This is a genomic window from Spirosoma terrae (assembly GCF_010435915.1).
Taxonomy (GTDB): Bacteria; Bacteroidota; Bacteroidia; order Cytophagales; family Spirosomataceae; genus Spirosoma; species Spirosoma terrae.
Window position 1 is genome coordinate 58,669 of the sequence record NZ_JAAFZH010000021.1, and the last position, 18,423, is coordinate 77,091.

15 protein-coding genes are annotated in these 18,423 nt (G+C 47.9%); 7 read left to right on the forward strand and 8 right to left on the reverse strand.

All coding sequences use genetic code 11. The features are described from left to right. Positions 1–16: 16 nt before the first annotated feature. The 4 genes from GK108_RS28560 to GK108_RS28575 all read right to left on the reverse strand — a co-directional run bounded on the left by GK108_RS28560 (position 17) and on the right by GK108_RS28575 (position 6,904). Positions 17–3,244, reverse strand: a complete 3,228-nt coding sequence (locus GK108_RS28560; protein ID WP_163955006.1) for a SusC/RagA family TonB-linked outer membrane protein — start codon at positions 3,242–3,244, stop codon at positions 17–19. 83 nt (positions 3,245–3,327) lie between these two features. Further along, on the reverse strand, positions 3,328–5,106 hold the full coding sequence (locus GK108_RS28565; protein ID WP_163955007.1) for a tetratricopeptide repeat-containing sensor histidine kinase: 1,779 nt from the start codon (positions 5,104–5,106) through the stop codon (positions 3,328–3,330). 12 nt (positions 5,107–5,118) lie between these two features. Further along, positions 5,119–5,766: a response regulator transcription factor gene (locus tag GK108_RS28570; protein ID WP_163955008.1), complete on the reverse strand. Its 648-nt coding sequence runs from the start codon at positions 5,764–5,766 to the stop codon at positions 5,119–5,121. A 268-nt stretch (positions 5,767–6,034) separates the two neighbouring features. Then, complete coding sequence (locus GK108_RS28575) at positions 6,035–6,904, reverse strand: hypothetical protein (protein WP_163955009.1); 870 nt, start codon at positions 6,902–6,904, stop codon at positions 6,035–6,037. 357 nt (positions 6,905–7,261) lie between these two features. On the opposite strand from GK108_RS28575, the gene GK108_RS28580 reads away from it, so the two are divergent. The 5 genes from GK108_RS28580 to GK108_RS28600 all read left to right on the forward strand — a co-directional run bounded on the left by GK108_RS28580 (position 7,262) and on the right by GK108_RS28600 (position 12,503). Then, entirely contained in the window at positions 7,262–8,287 is a 1,026-nt protein-coding gene (locus GK108_RS28580; RefSeq protein ID WP_163955010.1) for a sensor histidine kinase, read from the forward strand. 28 nt (positions 8,288–8,315) lie between these two features. After that, positions 8,316–9,110, forward strand: coding sequence for a LytR/AlgR family response regulator transcription factor (locus GK108_RS28585; RefSeq protein WP_163955011.1), 795 nt, complete (start codon positions 8,316–8,318; stop codon positions 9,108–9,110). Positions 9,111–9,318: 208 nt separating this feature from the next. Continuing rightward, entirely contained in the window at positions 9,319–10,098 is a 780-nt protein-coding gene (locus tag GK108_RS28590) for a carboxypeptidase-like regulatory domain-containing protein (RefSeq protein WP_163955012.1), read from the forward strand. After that, complete coding sequence (locus GK108_RS28595) at positions 10,095–11,048, forward strand: alpha/beta hydrolase family protein (protein WP_163955013.1); 954 nt, start codon at positions 10,095–10,097, stop codon at positions 11,046–11,048. The genes GK108_RS28590 and GK108_RS28595 overlap by 4 nt, the downstream gene beginning before the upstream one ends. 216 nt (positions 11,049–11,264) lie before the next feature. Beyond that, a complete protein-coding gene (locus GK108_RS28600) occupies positions 11,265–12,503 on the forward strand; it encodes an isochorismate synthase (RefSeq protein WP_246225251.1) in 1,239 nt (412 codons plus the stop codon). 108 nt (positions 12,504–12,611) lie between these two features. On the opposite strand, the gene GK108_RS31130 is transcribed toward GK108_RS28600, so the two are convergent. Beyond that, positions 12,612–12,779: a hypothetical protein gene (locus GK108_RS31130; protein ID WP_170305426.1), complete on the reverse strand. Its 168-nt coding sequence runs from the start codon at positions 12,777–12,779 to the stop codon at positions 12,612–12,614. Between the two features lie 53 nt (positions 12,780–12,832). Next, complete coding sequence (locus tag GK108_RS28605; protein WP_163955015.1) at positions 12,833–13,093, reverse strand: adhesin; 261 nt, start codon at positions 13,091–13,093, stop codon at positions 12,833–12,835. Between the two features lie 196 nt (positions 13,094–13,289). Here GK108_RS28605 and GK108_RS28610 point away from each other — a divergent pair, with 196 nt between their 5' ends. After that, positions 13,290–14,336 carry a glycoside hydrolase family 130 protein gene (locus tag GK108_RS28610; protein ID WP_163955016.1) on the forward strand — a complete coding sequence of 349 codons (1,047 nt, stop codon included), beginning with the start codon at positions 13,290–13,292 and terminating at the stop codon, positions 14,334–14,336. A gap of 98 nt (positions 14,337–14,434) precedes the next feature. On the opposite strand, the gene GK108_RS28615 is transcribed toward GK108_RS28610, so the two are convergent. Both GK108_RS28615 and GK108_RS28620 read right to left on the reverse strand, forming a co-directional pair. Continuing rightward, a complete protein-coding gene (locus tag GK108_RS28615; RefSeq protein WP_163955017.1) occupies positions 14,435–15,148 on the reverse strand; it encodes a LolA family protein in 714 nt (237 codons plus the stop codon). A 51-nt stretch (positions 15,149–15,199) separates the two neighbouring features. Continuing rightward, positions 15,200–17,758, reverse strand: coding sequence for a TonB-dependent receptor domain-containing protein (locus GK108_RS28620; protein ID WP_163955018.1), 2,559 nt, complete (start codon positions 17,756–17,758; stop codon positions 15,200–15,202). A gap of 185 nt (positions 17,759–17,943) precedes the next feature. Between GK108_RS28620 and GK108_RS28625 the strand changes: the two genes are divergently transcribed. Further along, complete coding sequence (locus GK108_RS28625; protein WP_163955019.1) at positions 17,944–18,387, forward strand: NUDIX domain-containing protein; 444 nt, start codon at positions 17,944–17,946, stop codon at positions 18,385–18,387. Positions 18,388–18,423: the final 36 nt, after the last annotated feature.

Consider the following 18,423-nt stretch of genomic DNA (forward strand, 5'->3'; position numbering starts at 1 on the left):
ACTCTTTCATTCAACATTAGAATTGCAGATTCGCGCCTACGGTGAATGTACGTGGGTTTGGATAGTGACCAGCGTCTACATTCATCAGTTTAATACTGTTATTGAAAGCACCAATTTCAGGATCATAGCCCGAGTAGTTCGTGAATGTTTTCAGGTTCTGAATAGAGCCATATACCCGCAGATTGGCGATCTTGACTTTATTCAGCAGCGTTTTCGGCAGTCGATACCCCAACGTAATGTTCTGGATACGGGCGTACGAAGCATCCTCTACGTAGCGATCCGACATAGCCGTGTTATTCTTGTTCGTATTCGTGAACCGGGGCAACGAACCATTCGTATTCGTTTCGGTGTATCGATCGTTGACCGTCTTCATCTGGTTGGTATACGCATTATTCAGACCTTCCAGCTGCCAGCGCAGGAAGTTGAACGCCTTGGCGCCCTGACTGCCTTGCAGAAACAACGAAAAATCGAAATCGCCATAGTTCAGCGTATTGGTAAAACCCCAGGTAAATTTCGGTAACGGGCTGCCAATATACGTCAGATCCTGCGCATCAATTTTCCCGTCACCGTTGATGTCTTTGTAGCGAATATCGCCCAGCCAGGTTTCGGTCTGACTAACTTTGTAGCCAAACTGAGGAAGGCTCGCATCGAGCTCAGCCTGCGTACGGAATAATCCATCCGTTACTAACCCCCAGAACGAGCCCACTGGCCGACCCGGCGTGGTGTGCGTAATCAGGTAGTTATTATAGTATACCTTTCCATCGAGTGCCGACGCTGCACTGGCGGCCCGATCGTATTTGTTGGTAAACTGGGTAAAGACGACGTTGGTCTTCCAGCTGAAATTATCCTTTTTGATATTCGTCGTAGTCAGTCCGATGTCAACCCCTGTGTTGGTCATCTGACCGGCGTTGCCCAGGGGAGCTTTCAGGTCGTCCCACTGATCGCCCACGCCAATCAGGTTTGGTCCAGTGAGGAAGATGATCATATCAGACGTTACTTTTTTGTAGACATCGATGGTAGCATCGATCCGGCCGTTAAGGAATCCTAAATCGACCCCGGCATTGGCTGTTTTTACCGACTCCCATTTCAGGTTCGGGTTGGGAATACCGTTGATCATGTTAGACGACCCGAAACCAACCGGCCCGGAGAAGAACTGAACGGCTCCCACATAAGCCGGGTTAGGCGCTCCGCTCGGGAAGTTCTGATTACCCACAATACCATAGCCCATCCGTAGTTTCGCATAGCTCAATACGTTGGCAATGCTACCCTTCATAAATTTCTCGTTCGATACGGTCCAACCCACCGACACGCCGGGGAAATAGCCCCAGCGATTGTTTGGTCCAAAGTTCGAGGAGCCATCGGTGCGGAAACTGGCCGAAACCGAATACTTATCGTCATAGGTGTAGTTGGCACGGGCAAAGTACGATTCCATAGCCCATTGGCCTTTACCACCGCTCAGCCCCCAGGTTGTCTGATCAGAGCTACCGGTGTTGAGATCAAAAATATTGGCCTGTAAATCGACTTTAGTTCCTGAAATCGACTGGTAATACGACGTTTGCGCCTGATGGCCCAGCGTTGCCTGAATGCTGTGTTTCTTGATGTATTTGTTGTAGTTCAGGTAGTTCGTCAGCGACCAGTAGTAGTTGTCCGACCGCGAATCGATCAGCTTGCTCCGAAACGACGTAGACCCTACGTTACCCGCTTTCTGAAACGCTACGTTGTTGTCCATCCCGATAGCGTATGACAGTTCGTTACGTAACGACAGGTCTTTTGTGAACTGAAGCTCAGCATATAAGCTACCAAAAATGTTGGTCGAGGTTTTGGTATTGCCACGATACTGGCTATTGCCGACCAGGTTCGCATTGTTGTACTGAACCCCACCGACGGTTTGGCCACCACCCCACGAACCATCCAGATTTTTTACCGGAATCAACGGGCTGGTCGACGCGCCCCACCAGATCGTTCCTTCGGCCGCATCGGCCAGCGATACGTTCTGAATGCTACGCGATACGTTGGCACTCAAGCCAACCTTGGCCCAGCTTTTCAACTGATTATCGAGGCTAAAGCGGGTCGAATAGCGCTTAAAATCAGATCCGAGCAGAATCCCTTTGTTATCGAAGTAATTGAGCGACAGGTAGTACGTTGTTTTATCGCGCCCGCCCGAAAAGCTCAACTGATGATTATTGATGGCCCCGCGCTGAAACATCGCTTCCTGCCAATCGGTACCCTCTCCCAGCAAATCAGGATTTCTGAATTCATCGGCTACCGGATTGCCGATTATCGGTAAAACCTCATTTTGATAGCGGGCAAAATCGCGTAGGTTCATCAGATCCAGCCGACGAGCCACTTCCGATACGCCCGTATACATCTCGTAATTGATCTTGCCTTCGCCCTGCTTCCCTTTTTTAGTCGTGATCAGAATAACGCCGTTAGCGGCCTGAGAACCGTAAATGGCCTGCGCTGACGCATCTTTCAGTACGTCGATGGATTCAATATCATTGGGGTTCAGCATAGCCATTACGCTATTACCGGTCTGACCATCGCTGCCTCCCAAACCTGCGTATCCCTGGCTGTTTGATGTATTACCACCCACAAACGGTACGCCATCAATCACAAATAATGGATCGTTGCTGTTAATCGACGTAACGCCACGCACTTTAACCGATACACCACCGCCCGGTTGACCACCATTGCTGGTGACGGTCACCCCGGCCGCCTTGCCCTGAAGCAGTTGATCGACCCCGGCCGCCGGAATGTCTTTTAATTCAGTTGCTTTTACAGTCGTGATAGACGACGTAATGTCGGACCGTTTGGCCGTGCCGTACCCAATAACAACTACTTCGTCCAGCGACTGATCGCCGGTTTGCAACGTAATGTTCAGCGTTGTTCGCGATCCAACCTCAACCTCCTGCGTTTTCATACCAATAAAGGAGAAAACCAGCACTTTAGCCCCAGCGGGCATATTGATCGAAAATCGGCCGTTTGCATCGGTCGTTGTTCCTACCGTAGTGCCCTTCACCGAAACCGTTGCACCCGGTAGCGTATTGCCTTTTTCGTCCGACACAACGCCCGTAATAACGGCCTTTATGTCTATTGTTCCGGCGTTGGCAGAGCCCGTATTTTTAGTAGTAGCCAGGATCGGCCCTGGTTTATTAAGGGCCATTCTGGTAATGGTTCGGTCTTGAGCAGAGACAGTTAGCCAGCTACTCAGGACGAACACGCCTGAAAGCACATGTTTAATCATAAGGAGGAATTAGATGTAAACTTAGTATATAGAGGTAGTCAGTATTAACGGATGAATTGTACCTGACAGAATGAATTCGAGGGTTAAGTAATGGCTGACGGTTCTGGCGTTTGTTTCTGAACCGGTAGTGAAATCATGACTGATGTTCCTTTTCCGGCTTCGCTTTGCCACATAACCTGCCCGCCCAGATACGCTATTCTTGATTTTATATTGGCGATTCCATTGCCTTTTAATGGCTCCTGATCGAAATCGGCTCCCTGGCCATCGTCGTCCACACTAATAAGCGTTTCTTCGTCGCTGGCCATGATCTGTACCGTAATTGTCTGCGCATTGGCGTGTTTAAGCGCATTATTCAACAGTTCCTGCACGACCCGGTAAATCATGACTGATGCTTCGTCGCTTAGGGCCGGAATTTGTCCATACTGCTCTAAGAATAACTTCGTCTGATTAACCAGATTAAGCTTCTGCACCAAATCTTCCAGGGCCGGAATAAGTCCGAACGTAGACAACGCATAGGGACGTAGATCGTTGGAAATCAAGCGCGTTTCCGTACAGGCTTCGTCCAGAAACTGGTTCAGCGGTTCTTTCACCGATAACGGCAACTGCTCCTGGTGCGCTTCCACGAATAGTTTTATTCTGGACAACTGAATGCCTAATCCATCGTGTAAATCGCGGGCAATCCGACTCCGTTCTCCCTCCTGCCCTTCAATCATGGCACGTAACGATTTCAGTTCCAGTTGCCGGATTTGCTGCTGTGCAATCACGGTCTCCTGATGCGCAATTAATTTCTGCTGACGCCGTAAATACACCAGTGCCCCAACGCCCAGAATACTGATCAGCAAGCCAACGGCCAGCATCGAATTCAGGACGTGCTGATTTCGGCTTTGTTCTTCAACCAGTTGTTTTTCAACGGCCAGCGTTTTGATCTGACTATCCAGTTCCTGCAATCGAATACTCTTCGTTTGTTCGGACGAATAGAATTCCTTCTCAAAATCAAGCGTCTTCAAAGCCGCTTCGTAGGCTTTTTTATAGTCGCCCATTCGGGAATAACTATCGGCTGTGTGCCGGGACAGCTCACGTAGCATGGATAAGTTATTTTCAGACTCCGCCAGTTTAAAGCTTCGCTGGTAGGCTTCAATAGCCTTGTCTGGCTTGTTCCTAAACTGCTCGACCAGGCCCAGATAAAAATGATTCAGTGCAATAAGCCAGTTGATGTTCAACTGATTGGAGATTACCAGGCTTCGATTGGCGAAGTATTCGGCCGAATCTGGTTTCTTCACTCTTGAGTACGTATTAGCCAGCAAATTGAGTGCATACGCCTGCGAGTAAGCCTGCTTATACTGAACACTAAGGGCCTCCGTTTCACGCAATTGGGTAATTAAACCATTCGGTATTACAGCCTTGTTCTGATCGATATTGGCTAACCCCAGCCGACATTCGATCACTTTAGGCATGTTACGGGTCCGCTCAAAAAACTGCTGGGCTTTTCGAATGTATTTTTCCGCGTATTTCTGCATGAAATCATCATGCGAATAGTAATCGCCAATAACAATATGTCCGTTATAATACCCCAGCGAATCTCCAGCCAGGCTGTAGTATTTCAACCCATTGAAATAAGAATCAATCGTATACTTATTATAGCCGTATTGCTGGTGGTACAACTGCCCCAGCTTTTCGTATCCTTTGGCAGCTTCTACATACTTTTTATCCTGAACAAGCGTGCTGATTTCTCGCTTTAAACTGTCGATCGATGACGATTCGGCGACTGCCCAGGCGGTTTGGAAACACCCAACTACGCCAAGTAAGAATAGGGTTACGCTCCATCGTTTCGGAAGTTCGACAAGCAAAGAACGATACGTCATTCGGGTAACGAATTAATCAATGTATTGCATTTCCATCGCTGTCTTAATCAGCAAAGCCGTATTCGGTACGCCAAATTTCATCAGCAAACTACTCCGATGAAATTCTACGGCCTTGGCACTCACAAACAACTGAGTAGCCATTTGCTGCGTGGTTAGTCCCTGGGCAATCAGTGTCAGCACTTCCGATTCGCGGGGCGTAAGATTTGGCTTGATACCAACTCCGGCCATTGTCTTCCGAGCTTTCGGCCCATCATTCAGCAAAATATGCGTGATGGTTTCGTTGAAATACTGCCTCTCCTGATACACCGTCACGATAGCCTGCAGCAATTCATTCTTGGTCGTATTCTTCAACAGATACCCTTTCGCTCCTTTTTTGACCACCCGTTTAATCAGGCTGGCGTCGTCGTGCATGGTTAGCGCGATAACTTTTACCGTCGGGTACGTACGGGTTATGTACTCGCACAGACCAAGCCCGTCTTCAATCTGCGGAAATGAAATATCCAGTAAAATGACATCGATTTCAGTCTGTTGCAATCGTTCCATCACCGACTGAACCGTATAACATCGCTCTACCACCCTACTCTCTGATGATCCCGAGATCAGAGACTCGATGCCTTCTACGAAGACGTTATGATCATCAGCAATCAGCACTCGTATCATTTATTGACTCTTTGGGGCCTATAGTAAAGTTACCAGATCCTTTGTCAGTTATTGAAATTACCGCCTAAAAACCTAAACAATCCACAGTTCAAGCCCATCAAATTGAACTTTGTTTAGCAAAAGTAGGACTAGTCAACTGAGTAATAGAATAGTGAAAACCCGATTCCGTTTAAATTTAGGGAAAACCCTAGGGGTAGTTTGGGCATAAAAAAGCTCTTCTTTAGACGTAACGTCCATTGAAGAGCAAAGACCAAAGAAAACAGCCCAATCAGATATCAAGAACTTCGTGTACTAATTTCCAGGACGTATCGGGCAAACGCTTCCAGATACGTAGATAAAGCCCTTTTCTGTCCTGTTCCTGAACGTAGCCATAGGCAATGCCCATATCGCCCGACGAGGCTACTTTAACCCGGCTAAGCCTGTAAACAGCCGTAGTTGTTAAGCCGTCTATATATGTCCTGGCTTCGTCACCCATTACCGGAACAAAGCCTTTTCGATACAAACGTACCGGATGGTTTTTGGCCAAAGCAGACTGATAAGCACTACGTAACGACTGCCCGCCTGCCAACTGCGCTAATCGATTTTCGGCCTCAATAAGTTCGATTCGTCGGGCCGTTGTATCGCAGTCGCCACGCCAACGCTGGCTATACACGTCCGGCCAGTACAAGTCGGTTCGTACCTGCTGCGGATTGGTGTGCGTGATCCCAACATCGGCAATGGCTTCCCACTGCCCTGTTTTATTCTTCTGCCAGACCGTAGTAAAATGCCCAAACCCTACCGGATCATCGGTTTTCGTCTTGGGTCGTACTTCGAAAGGGCCGGTTGTATATCCAAAGTCGCCAGAATCGGCAATGTCGGCATAAACCGGCGTCCAGGACAGAACACCGGGCACGTAGGGTGCTTTTTCGTACAAGGGCTTTCCTAACGTAAAATCATCCTTCACGACAACAATTCCCTCCGGCGATAGAAATCTGGAAAACCCGGCCTTAATACCTTCTTTTTCCGTGTAAGCGGCAAATGATTGTTCAGCCGCTACTAATGTTTGATAATCGGCAGCGACGGTTGATGACGTAGATTGAGCAACGCTGTTGCTTATACTATACCCTACTAATACGATGGCAAATGTTACTTTATTCATACCATGAAGCTGGTTGTAGATTGATGATGAGTCCGAAAAACCAGTCCAATATGAATGCATAAGCAACACCCAAAAAGCAGAAGTAGACTGTATTGGGTAAAGCGAAGGCTTAATTCGTCCAGGTATTGGTTAAATTGATTGGGCTACGTAGCGGCACGAAATGGCTTTAGTGATACGTTACGTAACAGCTCAGCTAGCCTAATTAGACAATTGATCACAGCAACCCAACAATTGATTCAGACTATTGCCCAATTCAGCCACGTTTTTTCCCGATCCGACTGATCTTTACTTGCCTCGCACAGGACGTAAGAACTATATTTGGTCACCTACGAGATAACGTTCTTAACTTAACTTCATTTGAAACCAGTCAATGATCGATGGATTCGCATCAGCGGTATTGGCTTATTGCTGTTACTCGATCTGTATACGTCTCAGATCTTCCTTCAGCCGGTAAGCCTGACCACGATCAAGTTTACGATTGAATTCCTGCTCCTGACAACGGCAACCTGGGAGGTAATCCGCTGGATTTTAGTCCGTTTCCGGAAATGGTTTCCGCTTTTATCGCAGACGAAGAAGCGAATCCTTTTAGTGTTACCAATCTGTTGGGCAGCCTCTGTTCTGATTGACTGGGTTGATATGGTTATTGTGAACAGCACCGGCTTTCACAAACCCTACTCCATGTCATCGTTCGCCAATACGTTGCCTGGCGCCCTGATTTTTACGGTGCTGATTGTTGGCGTTCAGGAAGCAGTGTATTACTTCGACCGGCTCATAAAGGCCGAAAAAGAAGCCGAAGCCCTGAAAAAAGAGAACTTACAAACGCAGCTGGAGAGCCTGAAACAACAGGTTAGCCCGCATTTTTTATTCAATAGCCTCAATACGTTATCGTATTTGATTGGCGACGACGCTAAACAGGCGGAGAAATTTCTGGAAGAATTGAGTAAAGTATATAGGTATCTGCTACGTAACAATGAACACGAATTAACGGATCTGGCCACCGAAATGCAGTTTATTCGCTCCTATTTCCACCTGCTAAAAACCCGATATGGCGATAGTCTGCACCTTCAGCTGGCCATAGAACCCCGCTACGAGACGTATCTACTGCCATCGCTGACTTTGCAGCTGTTGATCGAAAATGCCGTAAAACATAACATTATTCATAAGACGCAGCCCTTAACTGTCCAGATCATAACCCAGCCCGATGGGCTGCTTATGGTAAAAAACAATTTGCAGAAGAAAATTCAGCATATCCCCTCTACGCAAATTGGACTGGCCAATATTGCGGCAAAGTTCAGACTACTGAAACAACGCGAGATTATCATTAAGGAAACCGAAGACGAATTTGCCGTGATTATTCCCCTCATGGCCAACCAGTTAATATAGCCACCTTATCCAGCCCGGAAAAGCCCGTATGAATATCCTGATTGTTGAAGATGAAGAAATAGCGGCAAAAAAACTCATCAAAACACTGGCTGTTGTTGAACCGCTGGCAACGGTCGTAGGCGTTACGAGCAGTATCTGGGAAACCGTTGCCTGGCTACGGGCCAACGGTCCGGGGCAACCGCTGGCCCCCGATCTGATCCTGATGGACATTGAGCTGGCCGATGGACAAAGCTTTCAGATATTCAAGGAAATTGACGTGACTAGCTCCGTCATTTTTACGACCTCCTACGACGAATATGCCATTAAAGCCTTTAAAGTCAACAGTATCGATTATTTGCTTAAACCAATCCAGACAGACGAACTGGAAGCCGCCCTGGCGAAATTTTACCGACTAAAACCAGCTCCTCAACCAGCCAAATCAGACAGCCCGCTGAATGTAGAAAATCTGATCCAGGAACTTCAGCAGAAACTACAACCGAAAGAATACCGCCAGCGCTTTCTGGTAACCTATGCGCATAAACTTATCACCGTTGATACACAGCAGATTGCTTACTTCTTCAGTGATAATAAAATGAATCAGTTCAAGACAATCGATGGCCGAAAAATTGTTATCGACTACACGCTCGATGAGTTGGAAACCATGCTTAATCCCAGTCATTTTTTCCGCATCAATCGCTCCTTTTTAGTTTCCGTCAACAGCGTCGATCAGATTCAACCCTACTTTGGAAATCGGCTGGCTCTTCACTTAAAACCGGCACTCGATAAGGAGGTAATTGTCAGCCGCGAAAAACTAACGCCTTTCAAAGACTGGATGGGCAAATAAGGATAAACCGTACCCATACGTCTCCTAACCAAATTCGGCAATAATCAGCCATACCGGTCGACCCGGTTATTATACGGTTCATACAGTATTATCCGCGATTCAGCACACTTACACTTCGTTGATTAATAGAGTAAAATAGTTTTGTATAGAGAAAAGATAACGTAGCACTACGTATCATTTTCCGACTAACCTACTCGATTGATCAACGATGAAAAAGACAACCTTTCTCTTTTTAACCAGCCTGCTGCTTACCGTAGCAGGCTGCAAAACCCAGACGGGCTATGCCCCTGGTTCTGATGCAGGCTATGCCATCGGAAAAGTATTAGACGTACGAGGCAACCCTGTTGAGGGTGCCCGTATTGTAGCTACCAACGCCCGTACTACCACAAAGCAGGTTACTGGCATCACCGACGCCAACGGCAATTACCGGATCAAAATACCTTCCGGGGCCTGGAAAATGTCGGGCGAACTGGAACGAGTTTATCACAATCGACACTTCACGTTAACACTTCACCCCGATCATCCCGACGTATTTACGGGGCAGGATGGGGTCGTCTGCAATTTTGAATGGCGACTATACGGCCCCAAAACCGGTTCCACTGATCGTTTTTACGGCGGTGAAGTTCGGATCAATAAAGACCAGCATAGCCAGATTGCTGATATTGATAACATTGCGTTTACGTTTACGCCCGTAAGCCCGCGAATCGACGGCTCAACCGCCGACCCCGAAACGGTCAGTTGCGGCCCGCAAGGCACATCGCATTACGCCCGAATCTCCGACATTCCGATTGGCCAGTATAAGATTACGGCCTTGTACCGACCCACTGGGCAGCGCATCTATTTACGAGCCGGTAACGACGGCGCCTACTCAGCCGACGGATCAGTCATTACCGAATTCAACGGTACGACTCGTTTCAGCTCATGCATTAATTGTCTGACCATTGAGTACACCGACCGCCTTTCACCATCTAATAGCCAACGCACTTGACCAATAATGTATTTCTGGCAGCGTCGATTTGCCTTTTCCTGTTGGTTACCAACAGCTTCGCCCAAAAAGACGATTTACCGTTACACCTATTTTCTTACGACAAAACGGTGCCATTGGCCCTTACCGATTCGGTAATTGGGCATGAAGATAATGTAGCCATTCATCGTATAAGTTTTGCCAGCCCCGTAGCCGATCGTGTGAATGGACTTCTCTTTGTTCCGTCGGGGAAAGGGCCGTTTGCGGGTATTCTGCTTCAGCATGGCGCACCCGGAACCGCCATGAATCAAACTCCGCGCGGAGTTTATGTTGCCCGTCATGGCGCGGTTGTAGTAGCGATCAGCGCTCCATTCGCAGAACGTAGCGGACAGGCCATACAACTAACGCCAGCCGATAGCGTTGAGCAGGTTACGTATATGATCAATCTGCAACGAGCCGTCGATCTACTCCTCAGCCGACCCGATGTCGATCCAACTCGGCTGGGGTATGTTGGACGAAGCCACGGTGGAGCCATGGGTGGATTATTGGCCGGTATTGAGAGCCGCCTAAAGACCTACATCCTGGCCGTACCGGATGGTGGCCTTATTTCACATTTTACCATTGCCAGTGGTGAACCCGCCGATCAGCTTCCCATACCAGTTGAGCAACGCAAGCGATGGTTAGCAGCCATGATGCCTATTGAGCCTATTCGTTTCATCCACCGTGCTACGTCGGCAACACTGTTTATCCAATCCGCACGGCAGGATGAGGCCGTTTCTACGTTTGCTTCCGAACAACTTCACAAAGCAGCCCCAGCTGGAACAGTCGTTAAATGGTACGATGCCGGGCATCGCCTGAATAGCCAATCATACGTAGATCAACTGTCCTGGTTTCACGACAAATTAGGCACTACTGCCCCTGGCCCCGCCGACCAGAATGGCCCTAACTTCCCACCACCAGCCACCAAACCATAGTTATTAATAGATTAGGCTTAAGCGCCATTTATGCGAACAGATAATCTTTGTTTAAGCCTACTTATCAATTGTTATAGTACTCAGAACTAAAGTCATACAACAGTTTTATTATATTTCGCACAAATTTCCTGTGTAAACTGTTATGTATATAACTGTCGCTGATCCGGTCAGTTAATACCTATGCAATCTGATTCTGTTAGTACGATAACTCGAGCTATGCAAGCTACCGATTCCAGTCAGCGAATTGGTCAGCCTACACCTACGGATTTTTGGGAAACGGCCTATACATTAGGTTTACCGGCTGCCCTCTGGCGCTTACCTAATCAACGGCACAAACATCTCATTGTCTCTTTCGATGAAACGCTCCCCCGCGTATCGGCCGACCTGGAAGAGTTACCAGCTGGCTTTCTCATCAGCCCCTTCGACAATCTGAATACAGAAACCGAAACACCTGCTCAAACGCTGTTTCTGCGCGCTGATGTTCAGGCTGTTTTTTCAGAAAATGCTCCCACGGCTACGTCGATTGCGGATACGGAGGCAGGAAACCGGTTTCAGCAAACCATTGCCAGCCGAACAGACAATCAGCGTACTGATCAGGAAATCACGTTCGTTACGTTACCCGATGCTGGCACTGAGCAGGAATACGTAACAAACGTTGCGGAAGCGGTTGAGGCTATGCAGCGGGGCGAGTTTAGAAAAGTAGTTTTGGCCAGAACAAAACAACTCTGTTTTAGTGACGCCCCAAACGCGGTTGCCTTATTCGATAAGCTTTGCCAGAAATACCCAACAGCTTTCGTTTCGGCCGTGTCGATACCCGAAAAAGGTCAAATCTGGATTAGCGCAACTCCTGAACGGCTGGTTAGCGTAGATGCAGTTGGAATCTTTAGAACAAACGCTCTGGCGGGTACTCAATCTGCCTTTGAAGCCGACGGCACACCCAAGCTACCCCAGGATGCGATGTGGTCTCAGAAAGAAATTGAGGAACAGGCCATCGTTTGCCGCTATATTATTGAGTGTTTCAAAAAAATCCGGCTGCGGGAATATATTGAAGAAGGCCCCCAAACGGTTATTGCGGGCAATTTGATGCACCTCGGCACCAGCTTTACGGTTGATACACAGGCAGTACGTTATCCACAACTCGGCACCGTAATGCTACGTCTGCTTCATCCCACCTCTGCCGTATGCGGTACTCCGCGCGATCTGGCATTCAGCTTCATTAAACAACACGAAAGCTACGACCGCGAGTTCTACAGTGGTTTTTTAGGACCCGTCAACATCAGCACGAATGATGCAGGTCCGGCCAGCGATTTATTCGTCCATATCCGGTGTATGAAACTGGAAGGTAACCTTGCCACACTATACGCCGGGGCTGGCCTAACAGAATACTCAATCCCTGAACGCGAATGGCAGGAAACCGAAATGAAATGCCAAACGCTTCTGTCGGTTATTCAGTAAAAAAGTTTAGCGTGTATAGTTTTCAGTTTATAGTGGCTGACGCGTCAGCAAGTATCTGGCGTCAGCCACTATAAACTGAAAACTATACACGCTAAACTTTTTTAAACCCTACTCATCCGCCCCTTCTGCCGGGTCGTTTGGTGCACGAGATCCTTCTTCTGAAGTGCGATCACCAGCTTCACTGGCCGCCGACGATTGTGTATCCGCATCGGGTGCGGTACCGCCCTCCTCTGCATCTGCCGTCGTTACGAGCGGTTCTTCTTTTGATGGTATCATGCTATTGGTCGATTAGATTAGTTTCTACGTAAACGCTTCGTAACGTATTAAGTTTACTCCATACTATCGTCGTCCAGATCGTCGTCGATGTCATCATCTAAATCTGGATCAAAATCCAGGTCATCTTCACTGAATTCTTCGTCAATATCGGCTAGATCATCTTCGCCGTAACCGCTGGCAGCACCAGTACCCAGTTCGTCAAATTCGGCATCATCAAAGTCATCGTCATCATCGTCGTCAAAAGCGGCAGATTCAGGATCTGGGTTTAATAGTAGCACGTCTTCGTCCTGATCAAACGTTGGCTGGTAAATCATGGTTGAGATAGTCAATTAAGTGATTTCACACCTCATAACGCATCACATTTGCGTAAGGTTGGGTGAGCCGTAAATTTATTGACTAAACGGATATAAACACCAATCAAAATTTCAAGTTGATACTATTGTCCTTTTTCCGTCGTCCGTCTCTGCCTGATGTACAGAAAAATACGACTTAACAATCCGTAATTTTTGCATGAAAAATTATCAGCTCCGCCGGTTATCAGACCAGCCAATTCTTACAACCAGCGACGTTCTGCCATCAGTTGAGGGCTTTACGGTGTTGGGAGCATTTAACCCGGCCGCCTGCCTGGTGGGCGATGAGGTCATTCTGCTGCTACGTGTGGCCGAAGCGCCTGCCTCCAAAGAAGGCGTTATCAGCATTCCACTTATCGACGAACAAGACGGGGCATTGAGTCTCGTAGTAAAGCATTTCGATGAACCAACCGTACCCTATGACCCACGTGTGATTTCACTGGGTGGTAAGGTTTATTTAACATCACTAAGTCATCTCCGCATTGCCCGAAGTCGCGACGGCATTCATTTTACTATCGACGAAAAACCGTTCCTTTTTCCAGAACGAATGGATGAATCATACGGTGTAGAAGACGCTCGCATTACGTTCCTGGATAATAAATACTGGATTACTTATACGGCGGTATCGGAGCATGGGCCAGGCGTTGGGCTGGCTGTGACAACCGATTTTAAAACTGTTGAGCGCGTGGGTATGATTTTGCCCCCACCTAACAAAGACGTAGCCCTGTTCCCGCAGAAAATTAACAACAAGTACATGCTTCTACACCGGCCTATGGTATCCGATATCGGCAAACCGTCGATCTGGCTGGCCGAGTCGGAAGATGGCGTACACTGGGGTAACCACCGTTTTTTGTTTGGCGGCAGAGGCTTGGCCGACAATCCATTTGCCTGGGAAGGCGGCAAAATCGGTGCTGGCCCTGAACCCATTTTAACCGACGACGGCTGGCTGCTGTGCTATCATGGGGCCGATCCTACTCATTCGTATTCATTAGCATTGGCTCTACTGGATAAAAACGATCCAGCCACTATACTCGACCGCTCCGAAGCCCCGATGCTGACGCCCGAGCTTTCCTGGGAACGGGAAGGTTTTTTCCCCAACGTCGTTTTCTCAAACGGCTGGATTCAATGGCCCGACGGACGAATCTGGGTGTACTACGGCGCTGCGGATTCCGGCGTAGGCGTAGCAGAACTCACACGGACGAATTGACCTACGTAGCCTATACAAACACAACAGCCCGAAAGCTCAGAACTTTCGGGCTGTTTGTTTAGCTCACGCGATATGCGTCAGCAGCGTATGATGCTATGTTATTTGGCAGGCTTTTTAAAGATCGACTCGTCAACTGGACCGTTTACGGTAATTTTCCCGGTCGAGAATGTCAGATTGCCCTGTGGCGACGCCATCTCCATCGTGTTAGCGAATTTGATGCCGTCCTTATCCTTGTAGTCCGAGAATGCAATTTCGCCCGTCTGTCCATTCATATCCATAGCGACTTTGCTCACCAGATAGGTGTTGGCATCCAGGAACTCATCCAGTTTCTGCCCTTCTTTGGTGGTTACCTTCAGGTGGTAGTTGTCTTTACCATCTACTTTTTCTTTACCCACCAGCTCAACGGTGTTTCCCTTGGCCTTATAGTTCACCAGGGCCCCGAATGGATCGAGCTGACCCAGTTGTTGCTTCACCTGATCGGCAGGCATATCTTCAGGGTCGCCCGTACCGCCCATCATAGCCGGACGTACCATCCAGCCAGCCGAACCATCAACCACCTGAACCATTGAGTTGCCCATTACCGACGATTCGGTGCGCATCGATTTCCCAACTACAATTGTCGACTTAGTAGGAATTTCCATACCCTGTACCGATAGCGACCGCTCGATGTAAAGCGTTTTAACGCCAGCCAGTTTATCGGCTCCGCCCAGTGCCGTTACGTGTTTGTCAACAATTTCGTCGACCGTCTGCGCATACGCACTGATGGAGAAGCAAACGGCCACCATAGCAGCCAGGGTCTTGTATGTATTCATCTGTTACCTATTGTTTGGTTAAGTTTATGATCGTTCTTATATTATTTCTTACTAACGTGGCTGCCCTCCGCCCGGAGTGCCACCCGACTGCTGCTGACCATCGCTTTTCACGTCGTCGTTATTAACCGACTTGGCTTTCTTACGAGGGGCATCCATCGTCATTTTACCAATTTTGAGCGTAAAAGTCAACCGAACACCCCGGTTATACAAATACACGTCGTTTACCTGACTAAAGAGCGGAGAATTCAGGACAGTGTGGATATTAAAACGGTTATTGAGGAAGTTTTCAGCAGCCAGCCCTAAACTAGCTTTTTTATTGTTGAATTCCTTCTTCACACCAACAGTGTAGAAACCAAATCCACCCTGACGCCCCTGCAATTGTACCTGCGTTCCCTGCATAAAACCAAACGCCTGTGCACCCCAGCCATTTTTAAACGTAGCATTCACAAACGAACCCCCACCAATGTTCATCCCACTGTTCGTCATCGTAATTGATGTTTTATCCAGTCCCATTGCCTGACCCGTCAGACTAGAGTAGAAGGCATTCAGGAATACACCAACATTAATTTTTGACGTTACGGCAACGTTGGTAAACAGGTTCGTGCCATACGCATGCTGACGCCCAATGTTCTGATACATCGATACAATAGCACCCGCAATCGTATCGGACGGCTGACTAACCTGCGTAATGGCATTGTTGGTGATACGTCCGAAGAAAGTAGCATTAATGAATGTTTTTCCAATTGTTTTGCTCACGCCCAACTCAAAGTTATTGGTCAGTTCGGGACGCAGACTTGGATTACCAATGGTAATGTTCTGTGGGTTGGCGGCATTGAAGTTTGGGTTCAGCTGCTGCAACCCTGGCCGCTGAATCCGGCGGTTAAAGCCCAGTTTCAACGTAGTACCTTTAATGGTTTTCGACGCATTAATACTCGGAACCAGTACACCATAATCACCTACACCCAGATTACCACCTTCGCGGGTGCTGGCATCGATAAAGGTATGCTCATAACGCAATCCTCCTTTGAACGTATACCGGCTCTTGGTGGTATACGTGTAAGACGAGTAAGCTGCTGCAATATTCTGATGATACGTCAGCTCACCCAGCGTATTGTTCACTTCTGTTGTGAACTGGCCCGATGGCCCTGCAAACAGGTATTTGTAATCGCTGTTTACTTCCCGGAAGATCGCCTTGCCGCCAAATTCCAGCAATTGATTTTTCTTGATCGGTGTCTGATAATCAGTCTGGAACGTAAATTCCTGGTTAAGGTTGCTGTTAAGGTTACGCTGGCGTCCGGTCAGCTCACCGGTACCGTTTAACAGATCGGCATCGAAATTATTGGTCAGATCAGTCCGGCTGTAGAGTGTCGACATACTCCATTCCTGTTGCGGTTTGAAGGTATGCAGATAATCGACGTTGGCATCGAGCGTACCCGACAGGTTTTTAGAATCGACGTTGCGGCTGGATGTAGAACCCAGCGTACCGTTCGTAAACAATTGGGTAATCAGATCCTGCTGGTTGTTCATGTTACGTACACCATAGCGAACACCGGCCGTAATACTTTGATTTTTAGCAATATCGTAATCAAAGCCCAGATTATATTGCCCAAACAACCCCGTCATATGGCCATCGCCCGCCTGACGGGTTAAGGTTGTTACGTCGCCAACGCGGCTGGTTTGGTCAAGATTGGTTTTGGTGATCGTATTGTACATACCACGTCCGAAACCACCCAGCGTAAAGCCAGTTTTCCCTTTCCGGTAGTTACCATTCAGCGATAATGTTGATCCACGGTTACCGACGCCCGAGTCAATATTAAGATTCAGGCCCTGCAGGCTGTTCTTTTTGGTGATGATGTTGATAATCCCCCCCGACCCTTCAGCATCATATTTCGCCGACGGACTGGTGATTACTTCAACCGTTTTAATTTGATCGGCCGGAATCTGCTTCAACGCATCGGCCACACTGCTGGCAACAATGGTCGATGGTTTGTTATTGATCAACACCCGAATGTTCTGGCTACCACGTAGCGAAACGTTCCCATCCAGATCGACCGTTAACATCGGTACCTTCCGTAAAATATCCGTAGCATCTCCGCCTTTAGCCGTAATGTCTTTCTCGGCATTATACACCATACGGTCTACTTTTTCCTCAATTAAGGCCGCCTGTCCTACAACTGTCACTTCGTCGAGTGTTTTCGTATTGGCGCTTAATTTAACAGTACCTAAATCAAGCGACTGACCATTCGTAAGCGTCAGATTGCCGATCGTTTTATTCCGAAACCCGACAAAGCTGATCAGTACTTCATAATTACCAGCTACCAGTTTAGACAGCGTAAATTTACCTTTGTCATCAGCGACAGTACCATCAATGGCTTTTCCGGTTGCTTTATTATAGAGCGCAATACTGGCAAATTCGATCGGTTTCGCTTGTGTAGAGTCAACAATAGAACCCGTAATTTTCGCATTTCCCTTGGGGCTTTGATCACCCGCTGTTCCTGGCAATGCTTTAGGCTGTGTTGATCCACCCATACTCGGAAACTGGGCCTGGGCGGGCATCTGCCAACTGGCAATGAGAAATAGGATTGCGATAATGTAAATGTTCGTTTTCATAGCTTCGTTCTGAGGCTACAAAAATGGTTTAAGGTTCTCAAGCCAGAAAGCGAAACTAGATGAAGTTCGAATTCGGCGGGATGGATGCCGATTTATGGCTGATGAATGAATTTCTCTTACTCAAAGAGACCGGTGCCTATCGGGGAGCTACGTATCTTGCATCCTCTTTCTAGCCGATAAACAGGATGGTCAGTCATCAGCACCTTATACTCCCGGCCGTAGCCGCCATCATCTTTGACAAACAGGGCCGAATTCTCCTGCAGAAAAGGCGCGATGTCGGCCGTTGGGGGTTGCTGGGTGGCCATGTCGAATTCGGCGAGAGCGTAGAGCAAGCCATTTACCGCGAAATCCAGGAAGAGGCTCCAATAAACGTACGTATCGATCAGTTAATTGGTGTTTATTCTGAACCCGCTTCGCAGACGTATCATTACGCCAATCGGAGTATTCAGTACGTAACGACTTATTTTAAAGGCGAACTACTGAGCGAACTTCCCGACTCGTTTTCCAATGAAGAAACGATGGAACTCAACCTTTTTGCCCCCGACGAGATTCCTGCTGAACTTGCCCTTCTGAATCCATTCTGGCTTCAGGATGCATTAACACCTGGACTGATGGCGTTTGCCCGCTAGGAAAGACAAAAGCCATTGCTACGTATATACAATACA

Excerpts from the sequence above, each read along its gene's own strand:
- GK108_RS28560 (WP_163955006.1), bottom strand. The coding sequence starts at position 3,244 with ATGATTAAACATGTGCTTTCAGGCGTGTTCGTCCTGAGTAGCTGGCTA.
- GK108_RS28565 (WP_163955007.1), bottom strand. The coding sequence starts at position 5,106 with ATGACGTATCGTTCTTTGCTTGTCGAACTTCCGAAACGATGGAGCGTA.
- GK108_RS28570 (WP_163955008.1), bottom strand. The coding sequence starts at position 5,766 with ATGATACGAGTGCTGATTGCTGATGATCATAACGTCTTCGTAGAAGGC.
- GK108_RS28575 (WP_163955009.1), bottom strand. The coding sequence starts at position 6,904 with ATGAATAAAGTAACATTTGCCATCGTATTAGTAGGGTATAGTATAAGC.
- GK108_RS28585 (WP_163955011.1), top strand. The coding sequence starts at position 8,316 with ATGAATATCCTGATTGTTGAAGATGAAGAAATAGCGGCAAAAAAACTC.
- GK108_RS28590 (WP_163955012.1), top strand. The coding sequence starts at position 9,319 with ATGAAAAAGACAACCTTTCTCTTTTTAACCAGCCTGCTGCTTACCGTA.
- GK108_RS28600 (WP_246225251.1), top strand. The coding sequence starts at position 11,265 with ATGCAAGCTACCGATTCCAGTCAGCGAATTGGTCAGCCTACACCTACG.
- GK108_RS31130 (WP_170305426.1), bottom strand. The coding sequence starts at position 12,779 with ATGATACCATCAAAAGAAGAACCGCTCGTAACGACGGCAGATGCAGAG.
- GK108_RS28605 (WP_163955015.1), bottom strand. The coding sequence starts at position 13,093 with ATGATTTACCAGCCAACGTTTGATCAGGACGAAGACGTGCTACTATTA.
- GK108_RS28610 (WP_163955016.1), top strand. The coding sequence starts at position 13,290 with ATGAAAAATTATCAGCTCCGCCGGTTATCAGACCAGCCAATTCTTACA.
- GK108_RS28615 (WP_163955017.1), bottom strand. The coding sequence starts at position 15,148 with ATGAATACATACAAGACCCTGGCTGCTATGGTGGCCGTTTGCTTCTCC.
- GK108_RS28620 (WP_163955018.1), bottom strand. The coding sequence starts at position 17,758 with ATGAAAACGAACATTTACATTATCGCAATCCTATTTCTCATTGCCAGT.
- GK108_RS28625 (WP_163955019.1), top strand. The coding sequence starts at position 17,944 with ATGGTCAGTCATCAGCACCTTATACTCCCGGCCGTAGCCGCCATCATC.